This is a genomic window from Streptomyces sp. NBC_01515 (assembly GCF_045040345.1).
Taxonomy (GTDB): Bacteria; Actinomycetota; Actinomycetes; order Streptomycetales; family Streptomycetaceae; genus Streptomyces.
Map to the genome: position 1 here is coordinate 9,719,208 of NZ_CP109416.1, position 23,372 is coordinate 9,742,579.

A 23,372-nucleotide genomic window follows, 5' to 3' on the forward strand; every position below is an offset into this window, starting at 1 on the left:
GGCCGTCGGTCCTTGAGGAGGTACCCCCATGACAGTGCACGACATGGCGCACATCGAGCTGTACACCGGTCATGCTCCGCCCACCATCGACTACTTCGTCTCGGGAATGGGCTTCACGCGGGTCGCGGACCGCGTGGAGGCCGACCGGAGCTCCATCCTGCTGCGGCAGGGGGAGACCCGGCTGATCGTCACCTCGGGCCGGGGCATCTGGAAGTTTCTCGATCGGCACGGGGACGGCATCGCCGACATCGCGCTGACCTGTGACGACGTGACAGAGACCCGGGACGCGGCCCTCGCGGCGGGCGCCGAGTCGTTCGCCCCCGCCTACGGCAACCCGGTCGTGTCCGGTTTCGGCAGCGTCACCCACACACTGGTGCCGCACCCCCGGGACCCCGACGCCTGGCCCGCCGGGCGCGCCTGGGAGTCCGCACCAACGGCGCGGAACGTCGACACCGGTCGTGTCCGGCTGCTCGACCACGTCGCGGTCTGCGTCGAGGGAAGCGCGCTGAAGGACTACGCCGGCTACTACGGGGCCGCCTTCGGGATGTCCCCCTACTCCTCCGAGTACGTCGCGGTCGGCGATCAGGCGATGGACTCGATCGTCGTGCGCACCGCGTCCGGCCGGGTCACCTTCACCCTGGTCGCGCCGGACCCGACGAAGAGCCCCGGACAACTGGACGCGTTCCTCGACCGCAACGGCGGTCCCGGTGTCCAGCACCTGGCCTTCCTGGTCGACGAGATCATCCCGGCGGTACGCGAATTCCGGGACCGGGGTGTGGAGTTCCTCAGCACGCCGGACACCTACTACGAGATGCTCGCCGACCGGTTCACCGGAATGCGCGAGAGGATCGCGGAGCTGCGTGCCACCCAGATACTCGCCGACCGCGACGAATGGGGTTATCTGCTCCAGCTGTTCAGCCGGTCGCCGTACGAGCGCAACACCCTCTTCTTCGAGCTCATCCAGCGCCAGGGCTCCCGAGGCTTCGGCAGCGCCAACATCCGGGCCCTGTACGAGGCCGTCGAACGCGACAGGCTGGCCGCCGGGTGAGCGAGCGGCCGGGCGGGGGCCCGCGGGGACCGCACACCCTGGGCGACTACGCCGCCCTGGCCCGTGCGGAACTGGCGCCCGACGTCTGGGACTTCATCGAGGGCGGCGCAGGCCGGGAGCGGACCCTCGCCGCCAACGAGGAGGCCTTCGACCGGGTACGGCTGCGGCCGCGAGTACTCACCGGTGTGCACCGGCCCGAGACCGGCACCCGGATCCTGGGGCGCGACTGGGCGGCACCGGTCGGCATCGCACCCCTCGCCTACCACACGCTCGCCGACCCGGCGGGTGAGGTCGCCACCGCCCGGGCCGCGGGTCTGGCCGGCCTGCCGCTGATCGTCAGTACCTTCGCCGGGCGGACCTTCGAGGACATCGCCCGGGCCGGCACCGCCCCGCTCTGGCTCCAGGTGTACTGCTTCCGGGACCGCGCTGTGACACGAGGTCTCGTCGAGCGTGCCGAGCGGGCCGGCTTCGAGGCACTGGTCCTCACCGCCGATGCGCCCCGCCTCGGCCGTCGGCTGCGTGACATCCGTAACGGCTTCCAACTGCCGGAGGGCATCGCGCCGGCCAACTTGGCCGGGGACGGCTTCGCCTCACCCGGCGACCACGCGCTGGCCGAGTTCGATCCGGCCCTCGACTGGTCGGTGGTCGAGTGGCTGCACTCCGTCAGTTCGCTCCCGGTACTGGTCAAGGGCGTACTCACGGCGTCCGACGCGCGGCGCGCCCTGGCGGCCGGGGCCGACGGCATCGTCGTGTCGAACCATGGCGGAAGACAGCTGGACGGCGCCCCGGCCACGCTGGACGTGCTGCCCGAGATCGCGGCGGCGGTGGCCGGCGCCCGCCCGCTCCTGATGGACGGCGGGATCCGCCGCGGTGGTGACGTGCTGGCGGCCCTGGCCCTGGGCGCCGACGCGGTGTTCCTGGGCCGACCGGTGCTGCACGGCCTGGCCGTGGGACAGGCCGAGGGCGTGCGGCGGGTGCTGGGCATCGTCGTCGACGAGCTCAAGGAGGCGATGCTGCTCACCGGTACGGCGACGGTCGCGGACGCGGTCCCTCAACGGGTGGGCACGCCTCCGGGTGGCGAGCTGCCGGCGGGCGAGTTCCCGGTGGATGAGCTTCTGGTGAGTCAGTCACCGGTGGGTGAACCGCCGATGAGCGGGCATTCGGCGACCGGATCCGGGCAGACCGGGGCACCGGCCATGACACCGTCGTACACCCGGGAGACACTCGGCCGGGCGACGACAGGGGCCGACGGACCGTCGTTCCCCGTCCCGGCCACGGCATGGGACGACCGCCCTGCCTCCGCACTGCGCAAGCAGGACCTGCACGGCAGCGTGTCCGACCCCGTGCTGGACACGATGAACTTCCTGAACGAGATCACGCACCGCTACCCCGACGCGATCTCGTTCGCGCCCGGCCGCCCCTACGACGGCTTCTTCGAGACCGAGCAGATCTTCACCTACCTCCGCCGGTACATGGACCACCTGGAGGAGGGCGGTGCGTCACCGGCCGAGATCCGCTCCGCCCTCTTCCAGTACGGCCCCACCGGCGGCCAGATCCGGGAACTGATCGCCGACTCGCTGCGCAAGGACGAGAACATCGACGTGCCGGCCGAGTCCATCGTGGTCACGGTCGGCTGTCAGGAGGCGATGTTCCTCACGGTACGGGCGCTCATCTCCGGACCCGACGACGTCCTGCTGGTATCCAGCCCCTGCTACGTCGGCATCACCGGCGCGGCCCGGCTGCTGGACGTCGAGGTACGCGCGGTCGAGGAGGGCGAGAAGGGGTTCCGGTGCGCCGATCTGGAGGTGGCGCTCCTCGCCGAGAGGGCGCGCGGCAGACGCCCTCGCGCCTTCTACGTCATCCCCGACCACTCGAACCCGTCCGGCACCACCATGCCCCTGAGTACGCGGCAGGAGCTGCTCGACCTGGCGGAGCGGCACGACATCCTGATCCTGGAGGACAGCCCCTACCGGATGGTCAGCCCCGGAGACCAGCTGCCGACCCTCAAGTCCCTGGACCACGGACGCAGGGTCGTCCACCTGGGCTCGTACTCCAAGACGCTCTTCCCCGGTGCCCGTGTGGGCTTCGTCGTGGCCGACCAGCCCGTCGTCGACGGTGCGCAGGACGGCGGGCTGCTGGCGGACGAGCTCACCAAGATCAAGAGCATGGTGACCGTCAACACCTCCCCGGTCAGCCAGGCCGTCACGGCAGGCATGCTCCTGTCCGTGGACGGGCGGACCTCGGAGCTCAACACCCGTACCGCCGCGTACTACGGGGACGCGATGCGAGTCACCCTCCGTGAGCTCGAACGGAACTTCCCGGAGGACGAGCGGACCGCGCTCGGTATTCGGTGGAACGAGCCCAGCGGAGGATTCTTCCTGGCGGTCGACATGCCGTTCAGCGTCGACAACGCGGCACTGATTCGCTCGGCAGAGGAATTCGGGGTCATCTGGACACCCATGTCGTACTTCCATCTCGGGGACGGCGGCGACAACAGCCTTCGCCTGTCCGTCAGTTATCTTTCGCATCAGGAGATCGAAGAGGGGATGGAGCGGCTGGCCCGCTTTGTGAAAGCGCAGACGGGCCGGCCGTGATCACTGATCCCCGAATGTTCTGACCGTCATCACCGATCTCCAGGTGTTCAGCCTTTGTCGAGGACTTCCCATTTCTCGGCGGACAGGGTGAACATCTGGAGATCGGTCCATTCCCGTTTTCCCCGTACGAAGACGGCCCGCTGCGAATCGAACTCGAAACCGATCCGCTTCAGCAGCCGCGCGGACCGTTGATTCCGTACGTCGCACTCCGCCGACACCGTCCGCAGGCCGGCGCCGAACAGGTCCCGCAGCACAGCACGTACGGCCTCGCTCGCGTACCCGTGTCCCTGCCGGTCACGGGCGAGACTGAATCCGATCTCGGCCTCACCGCCGCCGGGCTCCCGGTGCACCGCGACATCTCCCAGCAGGCATCCGTCGGCCTTCAGCTCGACCGCGTACTGGAACCATCCGGGCCCGGCGGGATCGCTCCGGGCGTATCTGCGCACGAGTCGTCCCGCCGATTCGAGGGACAGCGGAAAGTCCCATTCCTGATAACGGGCGACCTCGGGGTCCGAGCGATAGGCCGCGAACGCCGGTATGTCGGCAGACTGGAAACGTCGAAGTCGAAGACGCGCAGTGTCAATCAGCACAGATAGAGGATCCCATGATTTCAACGTGTGCGTTCAGTCCGGGATTTCCGCAGTTGAACACTCTCCTATTTCCCTGCCGCCGGGTCATAGTTACTAGTTGCCAGTGGTGGCCCTTCAACGCACCGGAAGGAGCAGCGGTGTTCACAGCGAAATATCTCATCCACAGCAAAACCCGTATGTGGGGGTGGACTTTCCGATGACCATCACAACGATTCTTCCGGGCATCGCGGTTCTGGACCGTCCGGATCTCGCGGCGAAACCCACGACGGGCTCCGCCCGGATCGCGGGCGTCGGCACCGCGACCACGGAGCGTTCGTACAGTCAGCTGGAACTGCTCGACCTCTTCCGCATCACGGACCCCAAGGTACGCTCCGTCTTCCTCAACAGCGCCATCGAGCGGCGCCATCTCACCATCCCGCCCGAGGCCGCCGACGGCACACGTGTTCCGGAAGCCCAGGGCGCGCTCCTCGCCAAGCACAAGCGAGTCGCCCTCGACATGGGGGCCAGGGCCGTGAAGGCATGTCTGGAGAACTCCGGCATCGAGCTGTCGGACATCGACTACCTGTGCTGCGTGACCACTACGGGCTTCCTCACCCCCGGTATCAGCGCCCTGCTCATCCGGGACATGGGAATCAGCGCCGCGACCAGCCGCGTGGACGTCGTGGGCATGGGCTGCAACGCCGGACTCAACGCGCTCAACGCCACCGCCGGCTGGGCCGTCGCCAACCCCGGCAAGGTCGCCGTCATGCTCTGCACCGAGGCCTGCTCGGCGGCTTACGTCATGGACTCGACGCTGCGCACCGCCGTCGTGAACAGCCTGTTCGGCGACGGCGCGGCCGCCATCGCCCTGATCGCCGACACCCCGGACACCGCGTACGTCACCTCCGTGGCGCCCGGCGGCCCGCCCTCCGCAGCGGGCAGTCCCCGCATCCTCGGCTTCGCCAGCCACCTCATCACCGAGGCGATCGACGCGATGCGCTACGACTGGGACGACGACCAGGGGAAGTTCAGCTTCTACCTGGACCCCCAGGTCCCCTACGTCGTCGGCGCCAACGCGGAGCAGGTGGTCGACCGGTTGCTGGACGGTGCGGGACTGCGCCGCAGCGACATCGCGCACTGGCTGGTGCACTCGGGCGGCAAGAAGGTCATCGACGCCGTACGCGTCAACCTCGGCCTGACCCGCCACGACGTACGGCACACCACCGGCGTCCTGCGCGACTACGGCAACCTGTCGAGTTCCTCTTTCCTGTTCTCCTACGAACGGCTCCTCACCGAGCGGGTGACCCGGGCAGGGGAGTACGGCGTACTGATGACCATGGGCCCTGGCTCGACCATCGAGACTGCCCTGGTGCAGTGGTGACGGAGAAGCGGATGAGCAGCACCACAGGTACGGCGGACACCTCGGAGCGCGTCCTGTGCGTCGACGGACGGCGCCCCCTGTCCACCGAGACGATCGCGGCCGTCGGCGCCTTCTGCGACCGCGTCGAGGACCTCGCCGGCCACGGCAACGCGACCATCCACGTCTCCGGCGTACCCGAGGGGTCCTGGGCGCGCGAGTTGACGGTGCCGTTGGTGAACAAGTGGGAGCGGGTGCTGCGCCGCCTGGAGCGGTTGCCGGCGACCACCATCGCGGTCGCCGACGGCAACTGCGGCGGAGCGGCTCTGGACGCGCTGCTGACCACCGACTACCGCATCGCGACGCGCTCGGCGCGCCTGGTGGTGTCCGTGGAGGACGGCGCGACCTGGCCCGGCATGGCCCTCTACCGGCTCGCCCGGTACGGGGCGAGCGCCGCCGCCATCCGCCGGGCGGTGCTCTTCGGCACTCCGGTCGAGGCGGCCGACGCGCTGGCACTGCAACTCGTCGACGAACTGGCGGACGACCCGGTGGCCGCGGCGACCACCGCGGAGGAACGCGCCGGTGCCGTCTCCGGCACCGAACTCGCCATCCGCCGACAGCTGTTGCTCGACGCGCCCACGACCACCTTCGAGGAGGCCCTGGGCGTGCACCTCGCGGCCTGTGACCGAGCGCTGCGTCGTGCCGCCACTGTCGGAGCGGGCTCGTGAGCGCGGACCACGGTGCGATGGAGGCCGGGAACGACCTCCGGGACGTACGGGCCGAGCCGGCGCAGGCCCGCGAAGCGCTCGCCAAGGCCGGCGCGCGGACCGACGACCTGCTCGCCGCGCTGCCCGATCCGGCCCTCAGGACACCCGGACAACGTGTCGCCGCGGCGTCGGCGACGGACGCCGCCCGGACCCTGCGCGCCGCGTTCATGGACGCGCACGCGGACGCCGTCTACGACGAGCTCACCGATGGCCGGACCCACTACGTGCGGCTGGACCAACTCGCGTCGAGTGCGGCCACCGCCTTTCCCGGCCTGGTGCCCACCGCCGAGCGGCTGGCGACCGAGCGGGGCCGGCCGCAGGCGGAAAAGGAAGGAGACGAGATCGACCAGGGAATCTTCTTCCGGGCGATCCTGAACTCTCCGTCGGCCGGCCGGCACCTGCTCGACGCCATGCTGCGTCCCACCTCGCGCGCCCTCGGGCTGCTGCCCGGCTTCCTCGCCACCGGCACGGCCGACCTGGGCTCCGTGCGGTTGGAGCGGACCGATGGTGCGGCGCGTCTGACCATGTGCCGCACCGACTGTCTGAACGCGGAGGACGAGCGGCAGATCGACGACATGGAGACCGCCGTCGACCTCGCCCTGCTGGACCCCTCGGTGGAGGTCTGTCTGCTGCGTGGCGGCGAGATGATCCACCCCCGCTACCGGGGCCGAAGGGTCTTCAGCGCGGGAGTGAACCTCAAGTCCCTGCACGGCGGCGGCATCTCGCTGGTCGACTTCCTGCTGCGGCGTGAACTGGGCTACATCCACAAGATCCTTCGTGGGGTCCTCGTCGAGGACGGCGCGACCCGGTGGTCCCGCACGGTCGAGAAGCCCTGGGTTGCCGCGGTGGACACGTTCGCCATCGGTGGCGGTGCGCAGATCCTCCTGGTGTTCGACCAGGTGCTGGCGGCGTCGGACGCCTTCTTCAGTCTCCCGGCGGCGAAGGAGGGGATCATTCCCGGCGCCTCCGACTTCCGGCTGATCAGGGCCGTCGGCCCCCGCCTCGCCCGGCAGTTGATCCTGGGCGGGCGACGCCTGCGGGCGACCGAACCGGAGGCGCGGCTGGTGTTCGACGAGGTCCACGAGGGCGAGGAACTCGACATCGCGGTCGAACGGAGCCTCGATCGACTGCGCGGTTCCGCCGTCCTCGCCAACCGGCACATGCTGAACCTCGCCGAGGAGTCCGTCGACGACTTCCGGTGCTACATGGCGGAGTTCGCCCTCCAGCAGGCGCTCCGCCTCTACAGCCCCGACGTCATCGACAAGGTCGGCGGCTTCACCGCCGCGAAGAGGACCGCGGTGTTCAACTGAGGCAGTGCTGCGGTTGAACACCCGCACATTCGAACCAGTGCTTCAACGGCCCCGCGCGGAACCGCAGTTCACGCTTCCACGGTCCCGCGCGGGGCTTCGGCACGTGCTCCGACGGGCTGGCCGCGGCTGACGACCGGGCGTACTCTCAGCGACCCGCGCGGCTCAGGAACTGAGGGAAGCGGAACGCGCGGCATTCTCCGGCGAGGACGCCTCGGAGGGCACGAGGGTGACGGCCCACCCGTCCGCGGTCAGCAGCCGGGACAGCTCGGCGGCGGACGTCCGCCGTACGAACAGGGAGACCTCTCCGTACGGCAGCTCCTGGGCCTGCTCCAGCCGTACGTCCTCGATACGGCCCCCGAACGTGTCGACGGCGGTGAACAGCCTTGTCAGCGTGCCGGGTCGGTCCGACACGGTCACGGAGAGCCGGGCGATCTCCGCCGATGGCGTACCCGACCCGCCCGCCACTCGGGCGCGCCCGCGACTGCCGTGTTCAAGGAGCGCGTCGAGGCCGGCCTCGGCCCGCTTGCGCAGCACCGGGTCCGAACCGCCCAGTGCGCGCAGCGCATCGACGGCCAGGGTCAGATCGGTGGCGAAGGCGTCGAGGACGTCCGCCAGCGCGTCCGCGTTCGCCTCGTGGATGTTCCGCCACAGCGCGGGATCGCCGCCCGCGATGCTGGTGACGTTCCGCAGCCCCTGACCCGACACCCGGATGTCGGCCTCCGGCGCCTGTGCCAGCTGGGCCGCCATGAGGGTGGAAATCAGATGGGGGGCGTGCGAGGTGAGGGCGATCGTGCGGTCGTGGACGGCGGCGTCCATGATGACCGGCACACCCGAGCACAGGAAGACGAGCTCCAGGGCCCGGTTCAGCACGGACTGGTCGGTGCGCGCGGACGGCGTGAGGATCCACGGCCGAGCCGCGAAAAGGTCGGCGCGCCCGGCGAGCGGTCCCGAGCGTTCGGCGGACGCGAGGGGGTGGCCGCCGATGAAGGTCGACGGATCGGCACCGGCCGACTCGATCTCGGCGTACGGCTGCGCCTTCACGCTGGCGACATCGGTGTAGGCGCGGGCGAGGCCACGGCGTTGGGCGTCCGCGAGCACCGCGCCGGTGTGTGCCGGAGGCACGGCGATCAGGGCGAGATCCACCCGCCCGTCCGGCGCGCGTACCGAACCCGCTCCCATGGCTTCGGCGGTCCTGGCGGCGGTCGCGCTCACGTCTTCCAGGTGCACTGTGATGCCCCGACGGGTCAGGGCCAGTGCGACGGAGGTGCCGATGGCACCCGTTCCGATGACGCTGACAGCCTTCATCGAGTCGCGTCAGCCCTCGGTCCAGCCGTGGTTCTTGGCGAACTGCGTCAGCCCGCCACGGATCTGCAGAATCTGCTCACCGGTCAGTGACGGTGCCTCCGCCAGCAGGATCTCGGTGACCTCCCGGGCGAACTCCTCGGTGCCGAGCACATCGCACAGGGAGTCGTCCTCGTCCGCCGCGCGGGGGCTCGGCGGACCCTCGACCGGGTCCTGGACGAGCCGTACGCCGGTTGCCTTGAGGCCGCGCTCGCCGTCTTCGATTTCGAATTCAACCATCATGCCGGAACGTAGATAGGGCTCGGAAAACAGCAAGTCGTTCACGTGCAGAAAGACATCCTCCCCGCCGTGAGCGGGTGCAATGAATCCATAACCTCGCGAGCTGTCGAAGCGCACCACGCGACCAGCGACCATGCCAACCCCCTGCGGACCCGGGCCCCTTGCCCGAAAACCTGGAGCGAATCGTAGTCAGAGCCGCGCCGATCGAGCGACTGCGCAACTTCGCCGATACGGAGAATCCACCGCGCCGGTTCCGGCGGGTCATCACGGGACGCGAAGGGCCGGAGAAGCGGAAGGAATGTTAAATTCCGCTAAATATCTCAGGGGCTCCGGCCCATTGAATCAGGAGTTCCGTTACCGGCCGCGTTCCCCGCTTGTGCCGGTCCGGCCTCCATGCTCGGACGATGCGCGGTCGGACGGTTCAGGTCGCATAAGTCAAGGCTTGGTCGACACTTTTTTTCTTCGCTCGTGCGGTCGACAGCGCGCAGTGGAAACCGGACGATGTCAGAGGACCGGTGCACTGTGGCCGTGGGGATGCGGCGGGCTGTGTGAGGTGCGTGTCGTTCGGCCGCACCCGTGGACCGCGTGGGCCGGTTCTGAATGGGAGCGAACGGGACGGACGCTTGGGGGAGTGATAGGCCGAAGGTGGTGAACGCGCCCGTAGCGGGCGACAGGCATACGGCAAGCCGAAATGCAACGGGGTGAATACATTGATTCAGTCAGTCCGTGTACTGGAGTCAAATTCCGAAAGCCCTGCCGTACAAAGCGGCTCGATATGGGATCCAGTCGAACGAAAGGGGAATTCATTCCCTGTTCCGATCGAATCACTCAGGCCCGCAGATTCTCCCCGTTCTCAGGGGCAGGATGAAGAACACGTAACGCGACTCGCAGAGCTCGACTCGCCCATTCCTGCAATTCTTGTCGACCGACACACCATGAGGGTCGTCGATGGAATGCACCGATTGCTGGCCGCCCGGTTGCGCGGTCAGCACACCATAGACGTCGAGTTCTTCGACGGATCACCCGAGGACGCGTTCCTGCGCTCCGTCGCGTCGAACGTCTCGCACGGCCTTCCCCTGTCGCTGGCCGATCGACGCACCGCCGCCGCTCGGATCATCGCCTCGCATCCGCAGATGTCGGACCGCGCGATCGCCCGCGCGGCCGGCCTCGGCGCCAAGGCTGTCGCGGCGATCCGGCGCCGTACGAGCGGCATCGTCCCCCAACTCGACGCGCGCGTCGGCAGGGACGGGAAGGTGCGCCCTCTGAGCAGCGTGGAAGGCAGGCGACGGGCCGCCGAACTGATAGCCGAGCGCCCGCAGGCCTCTCTGCGCGAGGTGGCACGGTACGCGGGTATCTCGCCCGCGACGGTCAGCGACGTCCGTAAACGGCTCGAATCCGGTCGGGCCCCGGTCGCCGAGCGCCACGAGACCACCGATGGACAGGCGCGACCCGAGGCGATGGCACACATACCCAGGCCCCGGTCGGACCGTTTCCCGAACCAGGCTCCGGCGGACACCGCCTCCGTGGTGGAAAAGCTGTTGAGAGATCCTTCCCTACGGCACAAGGAGGAGGGGCGTCATCTTCTGCGCCTGCTGCAGCAGAACGAGATTGCGACGAGGGAGTGGGCGGACCTGACGGCCGCCGTACCGAGTCATTGCGGAGCCCTGGTTGTGGATCTCGCCCTGCAATACGCCGAGATCTGGGCGAATTTCGCCAAGCTGTTGGACGAGCGCGTACGCATCGAAGGTCGTCGAACGGACGATGTGATCTCTCGTGATGCCCGCGCGAGGGCGTGACTTCGTGTAGGAGCGTAGGTGCCAGGCGCGCAATGACAACGTTTGCGCGCCTGGCTTCGGTCCCCGTCGAAAGGCACTGGCCGCGATCATGACCGCCTCGATCACCGATTCCGGTAGGTCCACCGTCACCGAATCCGACGACCGATTATCGCGCCCCCGCCGGCATGTCTGGCGGTCACCCGCCGACCAGCCGCGATGGGCCCGGCCCGCATTGCTGGGCATCGCCGCTCTCGCCGCGTTCCTGTACGCCTGGAACATCACCGGCAGCGGCTATGCGAGCTACTACTCGGTCGCCGCCCGCAGTATGTCGGTGAGCTGGAAGGCCTTCCTGTTCACGGCGCTGGACCCGTCGGCCACGATCACGCTGGACAAGATCGGTGGATTCCTGTGGCCGCAGGCTCTCTCCGCCCGCGTCTTCGGCTTCCATGCCTGGGCGTTGACTCTGCCGCAGTGTGTCGAGGGCGTCGTCTCGGTGCTGGTGATGTACCGGACGGTCCGCCGTTGGCAGGGGCCCGCGGCCGGCCTGCTGGCCGCCGGTTCGCTCGCGTTGACACCGGTGGCCGTCTCGATGTTCGGGCACGCGATGCTCGACGGTATGGCTGTCATGTGCCTGACACTTGCGGTGGACCAGTACCAGAAGGCCGTCATTACCGCCCGGCTGCGCCCGCTGCTGGCCAGCGGCCTGTGGATCGGACTGGGCTTCCAGGCCAAGATGATGGAGGCCTGGATCATCGTCCCGGCGCTGCTCGTCGGCTACCTCGTGGCCGCGCCGGTCACACTGCGCCGACGGACGGGCCACGTGCTGGCGGCGGGCGCGGTGATGCTCGCGGTGTCTCTGTCCTGGGTGGCCCTGATGACCCTCACTCCGCAGGACGCACGCCCGTACGCCGATGGCTCCACCAGCAACAGTGCCTTCTCGATGGTCTTCGGCTACAACGGCTTCAACCGCTTCGATCCCGGCCTGATCAGTGGTGCGGATGATGGAACGTCAGGGGGGCCTGGGAGCGGGCCCCCGCGCGGCGGTCGGAGCGACCAGCGTGAGGAGAGCGCCGGCCAGAGCTCCAGGCAGGGGCAAGCACCTCCTTCCTCCGCCGCCGCGAGCGGATCGCACGGCCCGAACTCGGCAGTCCAGGGCCCGAGTTCGCGAGGCGGTGATGCCAAGCGGCTGGCCGAGGCCCCCGCGACCGGATCGAGTGGCCGGCTCAAGCTGCTCCGCGACGCCTCGTACACGACGCAGATCGGCTGGCTGTATCCGCTCGCACTGTTCGGCCTCATCGCCGGGCTGGTCCGGCACCGCAAGGGCTCGCGCACCGACCAGGCCCGCGCCGGTTACCTGATGTGGGGCGTCTGGCTGGCCACGACGACCGCCGTGCTCAGTTCCTTCTCCTTCGCCCACAACGCGTACCTCGCCACCCTCGCCCCCGCGATCGCTGCCCTGTCCGCCGCCGGAACCGTGGAACTCTGGCGCGCCCACCGCACCGCACGCACCGGCCGGCGTCTCTGGGCGCTGCCTGCCGTCATCGTCGCCGAGGCGGCCTGGACCGTTCATCTGGCGTCCGGCTACACCGACTTCGCGCCCTGGCTCGTCCCGGTCGTCTGTACGGCCGCGCTCATCGCCGTCGTGGCCCTGGGCCGCGCGGCCAGGAGCATACGGATCGGACGCCTACGTGTCGGAAGCGCAGGAATCGCGGTCACCGGACTGCTGGCCGGATGCGTCGCGATGTTCGCCGCGCCGACTACGTGGTCGCTCTCGGTACTGGACGAGCGGTACGCAGGATCGGCCTTCGAGGCGAACGCGGGGCCTCCCGTCGCGATCGACGCCGCCGACGGTCCCGACTCCACCTCGCTGACCGCCGGGCAGCGCAAACTCCTCGCCTACGTCGAAAAGCACAACAGCGACGCCGAGTTCACGCTCTCCGCCGACAGCTGGAGCACCGCGGCGCCCTACATCTACGCCAAGGGCCTGCCCGTCCTCCCGCTGGGCGGTTACTCCGGTACGACCAGTTCGGTCACCCTCGCCGAGTACCAGCACCTCGTGGCGGAGGGCCGTCTGCGCTTCGCCCTGCTGAGCGGCCCCCGCCCGGCAACCGGCACGCCGAGACCCAAGAGTCCCCCCGCCCTTGGGAAGGACGCCTCCGAGACCTTGAAGATCAACAGCTGGGTGTATGCGGACTGCACTGCGGTCGCCCCCGCGACCTACGGCGTCACCGCGTCCGACGACGATCCGATGCTGACCTTGTACGAGTGCGCCTGAACCGTGTCACCAGGTCCTCGACCGGCGCCGACCGGCTTTACTCGTCTTCTCTGCGATTCTCCGCGATTCTCCGCGAGATGGCAGGTCTGGGGCGCAGGTTCACATCCTGACGTCCCGACTTTTCGAAGGCGTAGGTCGGGGGCTGCTTCAGAATCGTTCCCCCGCCTCCGCCCCGCTACCCCAGCATCCACCCCTCCGCCCGTCGCGCCGTGGCGGAGGCGGTGGTCGGCGGTGGTCCGGAGCAGGACGCGGCGGGTGGTGCCGATCCGGCCGGGGGCGGCGGCCGACGCCCAACAGCTGGGCGCCGGCCCAGACTTGATAGGCGCCGGGGTTCACCGGCACGTCACCGGTGAGGGGCAGCGGGTCGATGACCGTCTCGCCGGTGACCACGACCCGGTGGTGGTGTCCGCCGAGGGGTTCCAGGGTCGGCGTCAACTCCCCTTCGGGGTACCACCAGTGGTCGACGAATTGGACGTGCTTCCCCTTGGACCGGTCCACCCCCACGTTCCGCGGCTTGCCCGGCCAGCCGTCCGAGGCGTTCGGCGGGGTCGTCCGTCGACCCGTCGTCGACTACACGACCTCGTACGCGTCGGCCCCCAGGCTCTGGTTGACCAGCGACGGCGCGCAACGGCCAATGCAGGAACCGGCGTTGTCGGACGGGCACGGCCGCCGCGTCACGCGGATTCCCTGATCACCAGCTCCGTCGGCAGGATCAGCGGCGTCGGCTCCTCGCCTGCCAGTACGCGCACCAGCATCCGGGTCATCTCGCTGCCGAGGGCCACGATGGGCTGGCGGATCGTCGTCAGGGCGGGCTGGGTGTGCCGGGCGGTGAGGATGTCGTTGAAGCCGACGACCGCGACGTCCCCGGGTACGGACCGGCCGCGCTCGCGCAGGACGTGCAGGGCGCCCGCCGCCATGGCGTCCGAGGCGACGAACACCGCGTCCAGGTCCGGGTGTTCGTCGAGGAGACGGGCGGTCGCCGTGGCCCCGCCCAGCTCGCTGAAGTCCGCGTGCGCCACCCGGTGGTCCGCCAGGCCGGCCAGCGCGACCGCCTCGCGGAAGCCCAGGTAGCGGGAGACACCGGCGTGCATGTCGAGCGGTCCGGTGACGGTGCCGATGGCGCGGCGGCCCGTCGAGATCAGGTACTCCACGGCCTCGCGGGCCCCACCCCGGTTGTCGGCGTCGACGTACCAGCGCGGTGGCCGTTCGAGCGAGCGGCCACCGTGCACGACGGGGACGTTCCCCGCCTCGGCGACCTTCGCCAGCGGGTCGTTCTCGCGCAGGGCCAGCAGCATGACGCCGTCCGCGCCCCGGGACTGAAGGATGCGGGTCAGCCGGTCCCGGCCCCGCTCGCCCGCGGCCAGGATCAGCAGGAGTTCGAGGTCGGTCTCCTCCACGACCGCGTTCACGCCGGTGATGACCTCGGCGAAGAAGAGGTTGGCGAACAGCGCCGGATCGTCGCTGGAGATCGCCAGCACCACCGCGCCGCGCCGCTGCGAGGCGAGCGAACGGGCCGCCACGTTCGGCACATAGCCCAGCTCCGCCACGGCACTCTCCACCGCCTGCCGCGCCTTCTGGCTGACGTGCCGACGGTTGTTGATCACACGCGAGACGGTTCCGACGGACACCCCGGCGCGCAGCGCCACCTCGTCGAGCGTCGGCGGCCGTGTGGTCATGGGGGGCGACTCCAGTTCGTACGGAGGGGCGGCGGGCGGTACCGGGGGTGGGTGGTAGCAGCACTGTAGGCGCTGACGGCCTCACGGGCCGCCGCGCCGGATGACCTCGGCGTACCAGTGGGCGCTGTCCTTCGGCGTGCGGCGCTGGGTCGCGTAGTCGACGTGCACGATGCCGAAGCGGGGGCCGTACCCGAAGGACCACTCGAAGTTGTCGAGGAGCGACCAGACGAAGTAGCCCTTGAGGGGAACGCCGCGCTCGATCGCCCGTGCGCAGGCGCGGAGATGGCCGTCCAGATAGGCGATCCGGTCCGCGTCGTGCACACCGTCGTCCTCCACGAGGTCGTCGAAGGCGGCACCGTTCTCCGTGATGTACAGGGGTACGGCCGGATAGTCGGCCTTGAGTCGCAGGAGGAGGTCCAGGAGCCCGCGCTCGTCGATCTCCCAGCCCATCGCCGTCCTCGGCCGGCCGCCGTCGGCGACCCGGGCCAACGGCGAGCCCACATAGGCGGATTGGACCGGTGTCGCGCTGCCCGCGACCAGCATCGGCGCGTAGTAGTTGATGCCCAGGTGGTCCAGCGGAGCGCCGATCCGCTTCAGGTCGCCGTCGCGGATGTGGCCGGTGTCGGTCACCTCGCGGAGGTCGCCGAGCACGTCGTCGGGGTACGCGCCGCGCAGCAGCGGGTCGAGGAAGAGGCGGTTCTGCATGCCGTCGACACGGCGGGCCGCGTCCAGGTCGGCGGGCTCGGTGCTGAGCGGGGTGACATGGGTGAGGTTGAGCGTGATGCCGATGTGCGAGTCGCCCTCCCGTATCGCCTCGGCCGCCAACCCGTGGGCGAGCAGCAGGTGATGGGCGGCGCGCACGGCGGCGTCCGGTTCGCGGCGGCCGGGTGCGTGGCGGCCCGTGGCGTAGCCGAGGAAGGCCGAGCACCAGGGCTCGTTGAGGGTGGTCCAGTGCGCGACGCGGTCGCCCAGCGCCTCGTGCGCGAGGGCCGCGTACTCGGCGAACCGCTCGGCCGTGTCCCGCACCGGCCAGCCGCCGGCGTCCTCCAGCGGCTGGGGCAGGTCCCAGTGGTAGAGGGTGGGCCAGGGCTGGATGCCGTGGTCCAGGAGGGTGTCCGTGAGACGGCGGTAGAAGTCGAGGCCGCGCTGGTTCGCCGGGCCGGAGCCGGCCGGCTGGATCCGGGGCCACGCGAGGGAGAACCGGTAGGCGCGCAGGCCGAGTTGGCCCATCAGCGCAATGTCCCCGTGGAAGCGGTGGTAGTGGTCCGCCGCGACGGCTCCGGTGTCACCGCCCCGGACGGCACCCGGAGTTGCCGCGAAGGTGTCCCAGATGGAGGGCCCCCGGCCGTCCTCCGCGACCGCGCCCTCGATCTGATAGCTCGACGTGGCGGCGCCCCACAGGAAGCCGGGATCGAACGTGCTCACTGACTCGACCTCACTGACTTGAACCTCCGTCTACGGGATTTTCCGAGAGCGGTGACAATCGGAGTGCTCTCGTCCTCGATGTGAATATCGCTGCTGACCTGGGATGGAACTGGGTTGACGCCACAGCCCGGCCGGTTCCTGTGCGATGCCTCCGTAAGAAACTGGAAGCGCTAACAGTCGCAGACTAAGAGCGGAACGTTCGGTCTGTGAAGGGTCCGGACGTGGAAAGACTGTGGAAGCGTCTGTGGAGGAGACTCCTGTGTGTGAAGTCTTGACAGCCTCGCCGCCCCCACCCACCATCTGGCACTGACGCCGCACCGAGCCGGGAACCCTGTCACCGAGAAGGGCCCGGTATGTTCCGTAGCACCAGATTCCGCAGGACCGAATTCCGCAGGACCAGATGGGGCGCGGTCCTCCTCGCGTCCGCCCTGACCGTCGCCACCCTGGCCGCGACCCCCGTGCTCTCTGTGACGCCCGCGCACGCCGCCGACGCGCCCTACGAACGGGTGCTCAACGGCACGTTCGACAACGGCAAGACCTCCTGGTGGAGCAGCGGCAACACGCCGTCCACCGTCACCTCGGGTCGCCTCTGCGCCGATGTCCCCGGCGGGACCGTCAACGTCTGGGACTCGATGATCGGCCAGAACGACATCCCGCTGGAGGCCGGCCAGCCCTACACGCTGCGCTTCACGGCCTCCGCCACCCGGGACGTGTCGATCCACGCCGTACTGCAGCTGCCCGCCGCCCCGTTCACGACCACCCTCAACAAAACGGCCGCCGTCACCACCACACCGAAGACCTTCCAGTTCACCGGCAACTCCACCGCCGCCAACCTGCACGCCCAGCTCTCCTTCCAACAGGGCGGCGCCGCCCAGCCGTTCACCCTCTGCCTCGACGACGTCTCCCTCACCGGCGGCGCGACAGCACCCGGCGGCGGACGCGACTTCGGCTCCCCGGTGCGGACGAACCAGTCCGGCTACGCGGTCCACGGACCCAAGAAGGCGTCGATCGTCAACTCCTCGACGAAGCCCGTGCGGTGGCGCCTGCTCGACGCCTCGGGTGAGGTCGTGAAGTCGGGCCGCACCGACGTCCAGGGCACGGACGCCGCATCCGGCGACCATGTGCACATCGCCGACTTCAGCTCGGTGCGCAAGGCCGGTACGGGATACACGCTCGTCGTCGGCGACGCGACCAGCTACCCGTTCGCCATCGCGGAGAACCCCTACACCTCCCTGCGCAAGGACGCGTTGGGCTACTTCTACGACGTCCGCAGCGGTACGCCCATCGAGGCGCAGTACGCCGGTGACGCCTACGCCCGGCCCGCCGGACACGTCGGCGTGGCCCCCAACAAGGGCGACACCAACGTGCCCTGCCTGCCCGGCACGTGCGACTACTCCCTTGACGTCCAGGGTGGTTGGTACGACGCGGGCGACCAGGGCAAGTACGTCGTCAACGGAGCGCTCGCGGACTGGCAGTTGATGGACTCCTACGAACGCTCCCGGGCCGAGGGCGACACCGCCGGGCTGCGCGACGGACTGCTGAGCATCCCCGAGAACCACAACGGTGTCCCGGACGTCCTCGACGAGTCCCGCTGGGAGACGGAGTTCCTGTTGAGCATGCAGGTCCCGGCGGGCGAACCGCTGGCCGGCATGGTCCACCACAAGGTCCACGACCTGGCCTGGACCGCCCTGCCCACCCGGCCCGACCAGGACTCCCAACCCCGTTACCTGCACGCCCCGTCCACGGCCGCGACCCTCAACCTGGCCGCCGCGGGCGCCCAGTGCGCCCGGGTCTGGGCCCGCTACGACGCCGCCTTCGCGCACACATGCCTGACCGCCGCCGAGACCGCGTGGAAGGCCGCGCTGGCCCACCCCGACGTGTACGCCCCGAGCAGCGACAGCGTCGGCGGCGGAGCGTACGCCGACACGGACGTGACCGACGAATTCTCCTGGGCCGCAACGGAGTTGTACGCCACCACGCACGACCGCGCCTACCTGTCCCGCATCGACACGGAGATCACCCCGGCCGGGTTCTCCTGGCGGGACACCGGCGCGCTGGCCGACCTCACCGTCGTCCGGCTGCCGAGCCGCTTCCCCGCCCGCATGGTCGCCGCCGCCCGCAAGCGGGTCCTTGCCGTCGCCGACGGTTTCGTACGCGACGAGCGGTCACAGGGCTACCCGAACCCCAACCTGCCCACCGACGGCGCCTACGTCTGGGGCTCCAACAGCGTCACCGCGAACAACGCCATGGTCATCGCGACCGGCTACGACCTCACCCACCGGGACAGCTACCGCAGCGCCGTCCTGGAGTCGCTGGACTACCTCCTCGGCCGCAACGCCCTGAACCAGTCGTTCGTCACCGGCTACGGCACGCAGGCCAGCCACAACCAGCACAACCGCATCTGGGCCCACCAGATCGACGCCAACCTGCCGAACCCGCCCGCCGGTTCACTGGCCGGCGGCCCCGACTCGGCCCTCCAGGACCCGGTCGCGCAACAGAACCTGGTCGGCTGCGCCCCCGCCACCTGCTACATCGACGACATCTACTCGTACTCGACCAACGAGATCGCCATCAACTGGAACTCCGCACTCGCCTGGGTGGCGACCTTCGCCGCCGACTCCGCGCGCTGAGCGCCGCGGCCTGAACGCACCAACCGCCGTGGCTCCGGCCGCGCTTGGACGAGCGCGGCCGGAGCCGAGCCGAGGGGCCCGCGGCAGCCCCGCCCCAAGAGATAGGGACGTACCATGCGCTGGAAAGCCCTGCTCAAAACCGTCTCGCTCCGAACTTCCCTGGTCTGTCTGCTCGTTGCGCCCCTGCCGCTCCTCGCGGCCGGTTCGGCGGCAGCAGCCAGCCCCGTCTCCCTGACGAGCGGGTTCTACTCCAACCCCGACTCCGGCCCGGCCGTCTGGGTGCGCGACAACCCCTCCGACTCCCGCGCCGCCCGCATCCAGTCGGCCATCGCCTCCCAGCCGATCGCCCGCTGGTTCGCCAACGAGAGCGCGGGGATCGGACCGGCCGTGTCCGGCTACGTCGGCGCCGCCGACAGCCACGACAAACTGCCGGTCCTGGTCGCGTACAACATCCCGGGCCGGGACGCGTGCGGCGGTGAGTCGTCCGGCGGCGCGGGCAGCGTGGCCGCCTACCGCACCTGGATCTCCACCTTCGCGGCAGCCGTCGGCACCCACCCCGCCGTCGTCGTCATCGAGCCGGACGCCCTGTCGGACTTCAACTGCCTGACCAGCGCACAGATCAGCGACCGCCTCGCGATGCTCTCCTACGCCACCCAGATGTTCCAGCAGAAGGCACCCAACACCTGGGCCTACCTCGACGCCGGACACACCAACTGGGTCGACCCGGCGACCATGGCGAGCCGCCTGAGGTCGGCCGGCGTGGCCAACATCCGCGGCTTCTCCCTGAACGTCTCGAACTTCTACACCACCCCGTCCTCGGAGACCTACGGCAACGCGATCAACTCCGCGCTCGGCGGCACCTCCCACTTCGCCGTCGACACCAGCCGCAACGGCAACGGCTCCAACGGCGAATGGTGCAACCCCGCCGGACGCAAACTCGGCGTCACCCCCCGCGTGGGCGGTGCCGAGGACCTGCTCCTGTGGGTCAAGACACCGGGCAACTCCGACGGGCAGTGCGGCGTCGCACCGACCGTGCCCGCCGGGCAGTTCAGTCCCGATCTCGCTGTCAGGCTCATCGACGGCACGTGACCGCGGTGTGGGGCGCGGGCCCCTGACAGCCCGCGTCCCACACTGTCCCGTTCATCAACTCGGCTGCTCCAGGCGGACGTTGTCCGACGTCCCATCGGGCCAGGTGACGGAGGCGAGGGCGGTGCCGTCAGCGTCGTAGCAGACCTCAAGGCGTACGGCTTCGGCGGCACCCGGACCCGCGACCACCCCGGAGAGACAGACCAACGCGGCGTAGACCGTGCCCAGTTGGACCTCCGCCGTCGTGGCGAGCCAGGGTGTCGCCGAGTGCGGCCCGAAGGCGTTGGCGTCGCGCGCGGTGGCGATGCCCGCCTCGTCGAATCCGCGCAGTCCGACCACCGTGCTGGACAGGCCGGTTGGGCGGCGTGCCCAGGCGGCCGGCTGTGACTCCAGGTGCATGCCCGGCGGTTCGACGTCGGCCAGGCAGTAGCCGCCGAGCCGCAGCCGCAGCGGTTCCTGCACCGTCCCGTCGACCCGAGCGAGCCGCACCTCCAGCGACCCGTTCAGCACGGACGCCGCCGTGATCCACGGACCTGTACGGAACTCGGGCGCGGGATCGTGGGCGTACGGGGCGGGCACCGGGCCGACCGGCCAGTGCGCGTGATGGCGGGAGACGGCCGTGCGCACATCCAGGTGCAGGCGGGTCAACGGGCGTCGGTGGGAAGGGCGTTCGTCGGCGTCGAGGAGCGCGATGTGCGAGTCGATCGGGTTGTTCAGGCTCAACTCCGTGCTGTCGGGGGCGGCGTGGGAGGCATAGGCGAGGCGGCTGTAGACCGGATCGTCCGCCTCGGGGGCGGTGCCGTCACCGAAGGCGTGGTCGCTGCCGTGGTTGACGACGCGTACGACACCGTCCGCCGCCGTGCCGGAGACGAGCCACCCCGGGGCGGTCAACGTCCGCCGCACGTCCCGGGTTTCGATCGGCAGCGCCTCCTCCTTCTCCGTCCACACCGGGTGGTCCGCCGACAGCACCAGCCCGGCGAAGCCCTTGCTCGACCAGTACGGCGAGCCGGGCCCCGAGTACGGCTGCCTGATGGCCGTGAACTCCCCGTGCCAGCCCAGTGGTTGGAGCCCGAGCCGGTCGAAGCAGCCGGCCTCGGTGAAATGCCGTAGGACTCCGCTCGCGAGGCGGCGGGTGCGGCCCGCCGGCAGGGGAGTGGCGTCGAAGACGGCGCCCGCCCACAGCGGGCAGAGCGTCGCGTAGCGGTAGGTGAGGGAGCGGCCCTGGAACAGCGGGGCGCCGTCGGCCGCCACCAGGTGCTGGGCGTCGTCCAAGTAGCGGTGCAGCCGGGCCCGGTAGCGGGGGAGGAGGGCGGGGTCCGCGTCGGCGCCGGAGATGCGGCAGTACCAGAGCGGGTAATAGTGCATGGCCCAGCCCGAGTAGTGGTCGAAGTGGCGCAACGGGCCGCCGGTGCCGCCTCCGTCCGAATACCAGCCCTCGCCCGCGTACCAGGCCTCCGTGCGCGCGACCGCGTGGTCGATGTCGGGCGCGCTCCACGGGGCGCCGACCGAGCGCAGGAACGCCGACGTGATCGCCCTGAACCAGACCCAGTTGTTGTCGGGCACCGCGCTGCCGAGCAGGTCCGTCATCCAGGCGACGATCCGCTGCCGTACGCCGTCGTCCAGCCGGTCCCAGATCCAGGGCCGGGTCTCGTGCAGCGCGATCGCCACCGACGCGCACTCCACCTTGGCCTGCCCGCACCCGCGCATGCTCGGCCAGCGGTCCGGGGAATGCGGGTCCGTCCCCGCGGTCAGGCCCTCGGCGTACCAACTGGCGTGGCCGTACGGGTCGTTGTCGCCGGAGTGGGCCAGGCGGAAGCCCGCGAGGAGGAAGGTGCGGGCGAAGCCTTCGAGACCGTCACTGTGCCGGCCGTTGCGACTGGCGGGGCCCGGGAGACGGAGCAGGGCGTGCCGGTCGGTGGCGTACGGGCGGACGGCGGTCAGCTGGGCGTCGGCCAGCGCCTCCCAGTGGGTGCGCGTCCAGCCGGTGTGCGGGGAGAGGAGACGGTCCTCCGGTATCAACTGTCCACCTTTCCAGCGGTGTTGAGGCGGGCCGGGGGCGCCACCGACTGGCGTACGACGACATGCGAGCCGAGCACCACACGGCGGCTCGGGGGATCCATGGGGCGGCGGTGCAGGGCGAGGCGGGTCGCGGAGCGGCCGAGCTCCTGCTGCGGGACGTGCACCGTGGTCAGCCGGGGATAGAGGTCCTCGGCGAGCGGGATGTCGTCGAAGCCGACCACGGAGAGGTCGTCCGGGACCGAGCGGCCCAGGTCGCGGGCGGCGGCGATGGCACCGGCCGCGCTCATGTCGCTCGCGCAGAAGATCGCGGTGGCGTCGGTGTCGGTGAGGAGGCGGCAGGCCGCCTCGTAGCCGGACTCGCGGGTCATGTCGCTCTCGGCGACGAGCGCCGGGTCGGGCTTGACGCCGTGTGCGCGCAGCGCCCGTTCGTACCCTTCGAGGCGCTGGCCCGCCACGCTGAACTCGTGCGGGCCCGCCAGGTGGGCCACCCGGGTGTGGCCGGCGGAGAGCAGATGGCTGGTGGCGGCGAAGGCACCGCTCTCCATGTCGCACTCCACCACGTCCACCGGCGCCTTCGCGCCGCCCTTCCACGGCCGGGCGCAGAGCACCAGACGGGAGCCCGCCCGCTCCAACCTTTCGGCTGCGGACGTCAGTTGGGCGAGATGCTCCTCGGTCTCGGCCATGCCGCCGACCAGGATGACCGCCTCCGCGCCGCGCTGGCGCATCAGGTCGATCACCGACAACTCCCGCTCCGGGACGCCCTGCGTGGAACAGACCAGGCAGACCCGGCCGTCGGCGACCGCCTGTTCCTCCACCCCGGAGGCGACGTTCATGAAGAACGGCGAGGTGATGTCGTTGACCACCATCGCGATCAGCCCCGAAGTCGTGTTCAGGGAGCGGGCGTTGGCGTTGACCACGTAGTCGAGGTCGTGCACCGCCTGCATGACCCGCTCGTGCGTCGCCGGGGGAGCGGTGTACGCCCCGCTGAGAATCCGCGAGACGGTGGCGACGGACACGCCCGCGCGCGATGCCACGTCACGGATCGTCGCCCGGCCTGCGGAACCCCGACCTTGAGCCATGCTCTGCTTCTCCTCGCCCCGGTGAACAGCCGATGTAAGTAACACCGATGAAAAAGTTACACAACTGGCGAGGGATTCTCTACGGCCCGGGTGCAGCTACCTGTCGGAACTTATCGCGGATTGCCGAACCTCTTGACGGCCGTGAGACCTCCCCTTAACGTCCCGGTTACTGAAACCGGTT

General features: G+C 70.0%; 18 protein-coding genes. 10 read left to right on the forward strand and 8 right to left on the reverse strand.

The window, feature by feature from the left end:
* Window positions 1–28: 28 nt before the first annotated feature.
* Both hppD and OG407_RS43005 read left to right on the forward strand, forming a co-directional pair.
* Window positions 29–1,048, forward strand: a complete 1,020-nt coding sequence (gene hppD / locus OG407_RS43000; protein ID WP_405865916.1) for a 4-hydroxyphenylpyruvate dioxygenase — start codon at window positions 29–31, stop codon at window positions 1,046–1,048.
* Window positions 1,045–3,642 (forward strand): aminotransferase class I/II-fold pyridoxal phosphate-dependent enzyme, encoded by a 2,598-nt coding sequence (locus tag OG407_RS43005; protein WP_405865918.1) that lies wholly within the window; start codon window positions 1,045–1,047, stop codon window positions 3,640–3,642. The genes hppD and OG407_RS43005 overlap by 4 nt, the downstream gene beginning before the upstream one ends.
* A gap of 47 nt (window positions 3,643–3,689) precedes the next feature.
* Here the strand turns inward: OG407_RS43005 and OG407_RS43010 are convergent, their stop codons facing one another.
* Complete coding sequence (locus OG407_RS43010; protein WP_405865920.1) at window positions 3,690–4,232, reverse strand: GNAT family N-acetyltransferase; 543 nt, start codon at window positions 4,230–4,232, stop codon at window positions 3,690–3,692.
* A 202-nt stretch (window positions 4,233–4,434) separates the two neighbouring features.
* Here OG407_RS43010 and dpgA point away from each other — a divergent pair, with 202 nt between their 5' ends.
* The 3 genes from dpgA to dpgC are packed head-to-tail and all read left to right on the forward strand — an operon-like array spanning window position 4,435 to window position 7,645.
* The gene (gene dpgA / locus OG407_RS43015; protein WP_405868900.1) at window positions 4,435–5,592 is read left to right on the forward strand and encodes a 3,5-dihydroxyphenylacetyl-CoA synthase DpgA; all 1,158 of its coding nucleotides are present in this window, start codon (window positions 4,435–4,437) and stop codon (window positions 5,590–5,592) included.
* Between the two features lie 11 nt (window positions 5,593–5,603).
* On the forward strand, window positions 5,604–6,296 hold the full coding sequence (gene dpgB / locus OG407_RS43020; protein WP_405865922.1) for an enoyl-CoA-hydratase DpgB: 693 nt from the start codon (window positions 5,604–5,606) through the stop codon (window positions 6,294–6,296).
* Between the two features lie 17 nt (window positions 6,297–6,313).
* Window positions 6,314–7,645: a (3,5-dihydroxyphenyl)acetyl-CoA 1,2-dioxygenase DpgC gene (gene dpgC, locus OG407_RS43025; RefSeq protein ID WP_405868902.1), complete on the forward strand. Its 1,332-nt coding sequence runs from the start codon at window positions 6,314–6,316 to the stop codon at window positions 7,643–7,645.
* 162 nt (window positions 7,646–7,807) lie between these two features.
* Here dpgC and OG407_RS43030 read toward each other — a convergent pair whose 3' ends face one another.
* Both OG407_RS43030 and OG407_RS43035 read right to left on the reverse strand, forming a co-directional pair.
* Window positions 7,808–8,950, reverse strand: a complete 1,143-nt coding sequence (locus OG407_RS43030) for a prephenate dehydrogenase (protein ID WP_405865924.1) — start codon at window positions 8,948–8,950, stop codon at window positions 7,808–7,810.
* Between the two features lie 9 nt (window positions 8,951–8,959).
* Entirely contained in the window at window positions 8,960–9,361 is a 402-nt protein-coding gene (locus tag OG407_RS43035) for a cold-shock protein (RefSeq protein WP_405865926.1), read from the reverse strand.
* An 818-nt stretch (window positions 9,362–10,179) separates the two neighbouring features.
* Here OG407_RS43035 and OG407_RS43040 point away from each other — a divergent pair.
* Complete coding sequence (locus tag OG407_RS43040) at window positions 10,180–11,022, forward strand: transcriptional regulator (protein ID WP_405868904.1); 843 nt, start codon at window positions 10,180–10,182, stop codon at window positions 11,020–11,022.
* An 88-nt stretch (window positions 11,023–11,110) separates the two neighbouring features.
* Window positions 11,111–13,276: an ArnT family glycosyltransferase gene (locus OG407_RS43045; RefSeq protein ID WP_405865928.1), complete on the forward strand. Its 2,166-nt coding sequence runs from the start codon at window positions 11,111–11,113 to the stop codon at window positions 13,274–13,276.
* Window positions 13,277–13,423: 147 nt separating this feature from the next.
* Here the strand turns inward: OG407_RS43045 and OG407_RS43050 are convergent, their stop codons facing one another.
* Complete coding sequence (locus tag OG407_RS43050; protein ID WP_405865930.1) at window positions 13,424–13,774, reverse strand: hypothetical protein; 351 nt, start codon at window positions 13,772–13,774, stop codon at window positions 13,424–13,426.
* A 16-nt stretch (window positions 13,775–13,790) separates the two neighbouring features.
* On the opposite strand from OG407_RS43050, the gene OG407_RS43055 reads away from it, so the two are divergent.
* Window positions 13,791–13,967 carry a hypothetical protein gene (locus tag OG407_RS43055; protein WP_405865932.1) on the forward strand — a complete coding sequence of 59 codons (177 nt, stop codon included), beginning with the start codon at window positions 13,791–13,793 and terminating at the stop codon, window positions 13,965–13,967.
* Here OG407_RS43055 and OG407_RS43060 read toward each other — a convergent pair.
* Together OG407_RS43060 and OG407_RS43065 are read right to left on the reverse strand one after the other, a co-directional pair.
* Window positions 13,951–14,952, reverse strand: coding sequence for a LacI family DNA-binding transcriptional regulator (locus tag OG407_RS43060; protein ID WP_405865934.1), 1,002 nt, complete (start codon window positions 14,950–14,952; stop codon window positions 13,951–13,953). The genes OG407_RS43055 and OG407_RS43060 overlap by 17 nt on opposite strands.
* 81 nt (window positions 14,953–15,033) lie before the next feature.
* Window positions 15,034–16,377, reverse strand: a complete 1,344-nt coding sequence (locus OG407_RS43065) for a GH1 family beta-glucosidase (RefSeq protein WP_405865936.1) — start codon at window positions 16,375–16,377, stop codon at window positions 15,034–15,036.
* A gap of 353 nt (window positions 16,378–16,730) precedes the next feature.
* On the opposite strand from OG407_RS43065, the gene OG407_RS43070 reads away from it, so the two are divergent.
* Together OG407_RS43070 and OG407_RS43075 are read left to right on the forward strand one after the other, a co-directional pair.
* Entirely contained in the window at window positions 16,731–19,007 is a 2,277-nt protein-coding gene (locus tag OG407_RS43070; protein ID WP_405865938.1) for a glycoside hydrolase family 9 protein, read from the forward strand.
* A gap of 114 nt (window positions 19,008–19,121) precedes the next feature.
* Complete coding sequence (locus tag OG407_RS43075) at window positions 19,122–20,096, forward strand: glycoside hydrolase family 6 protein (protein ID WP_405865940.1); 975 nt, start codon at window positions 19,122–19,124, stop codon at window positions 20,094–20,096.
* A gap of 54 nt (window positions 20,097–20,150) precedes the next feature.
* On the opposite strand, the gene OG407_RS43080 is transcribed toward OG407_RS43075, so the two are convergent.
* Window positions 20,151–22,112, reverse strand: a complete 1,962-nt coding sequence (locus OG407_RS43080; RefSeq protein WP_405865942.1) for a DUF2264 domain-containing protein — start codon at window positions 22,110–22,112, stop codon at window positions 20,151–20,153.
* Complete coding sequence (locus OG407_RS43085) at window positions 22,109–23,191, reverse strand: LacI family DNA-binding transcriptional regulator (protein WP_405865944.1); 1,083 nt, start codon at window positions 23,189–23,191, stop codon at window positions 22,109–22,111. The genes OG407_RS43080 and OG407_RS43085 overlap by 4 nt, the downstream gene beginning before the upstream one ends.
* Window positions 23,192–23,372 lie beyond the last annotated feature (181 nt).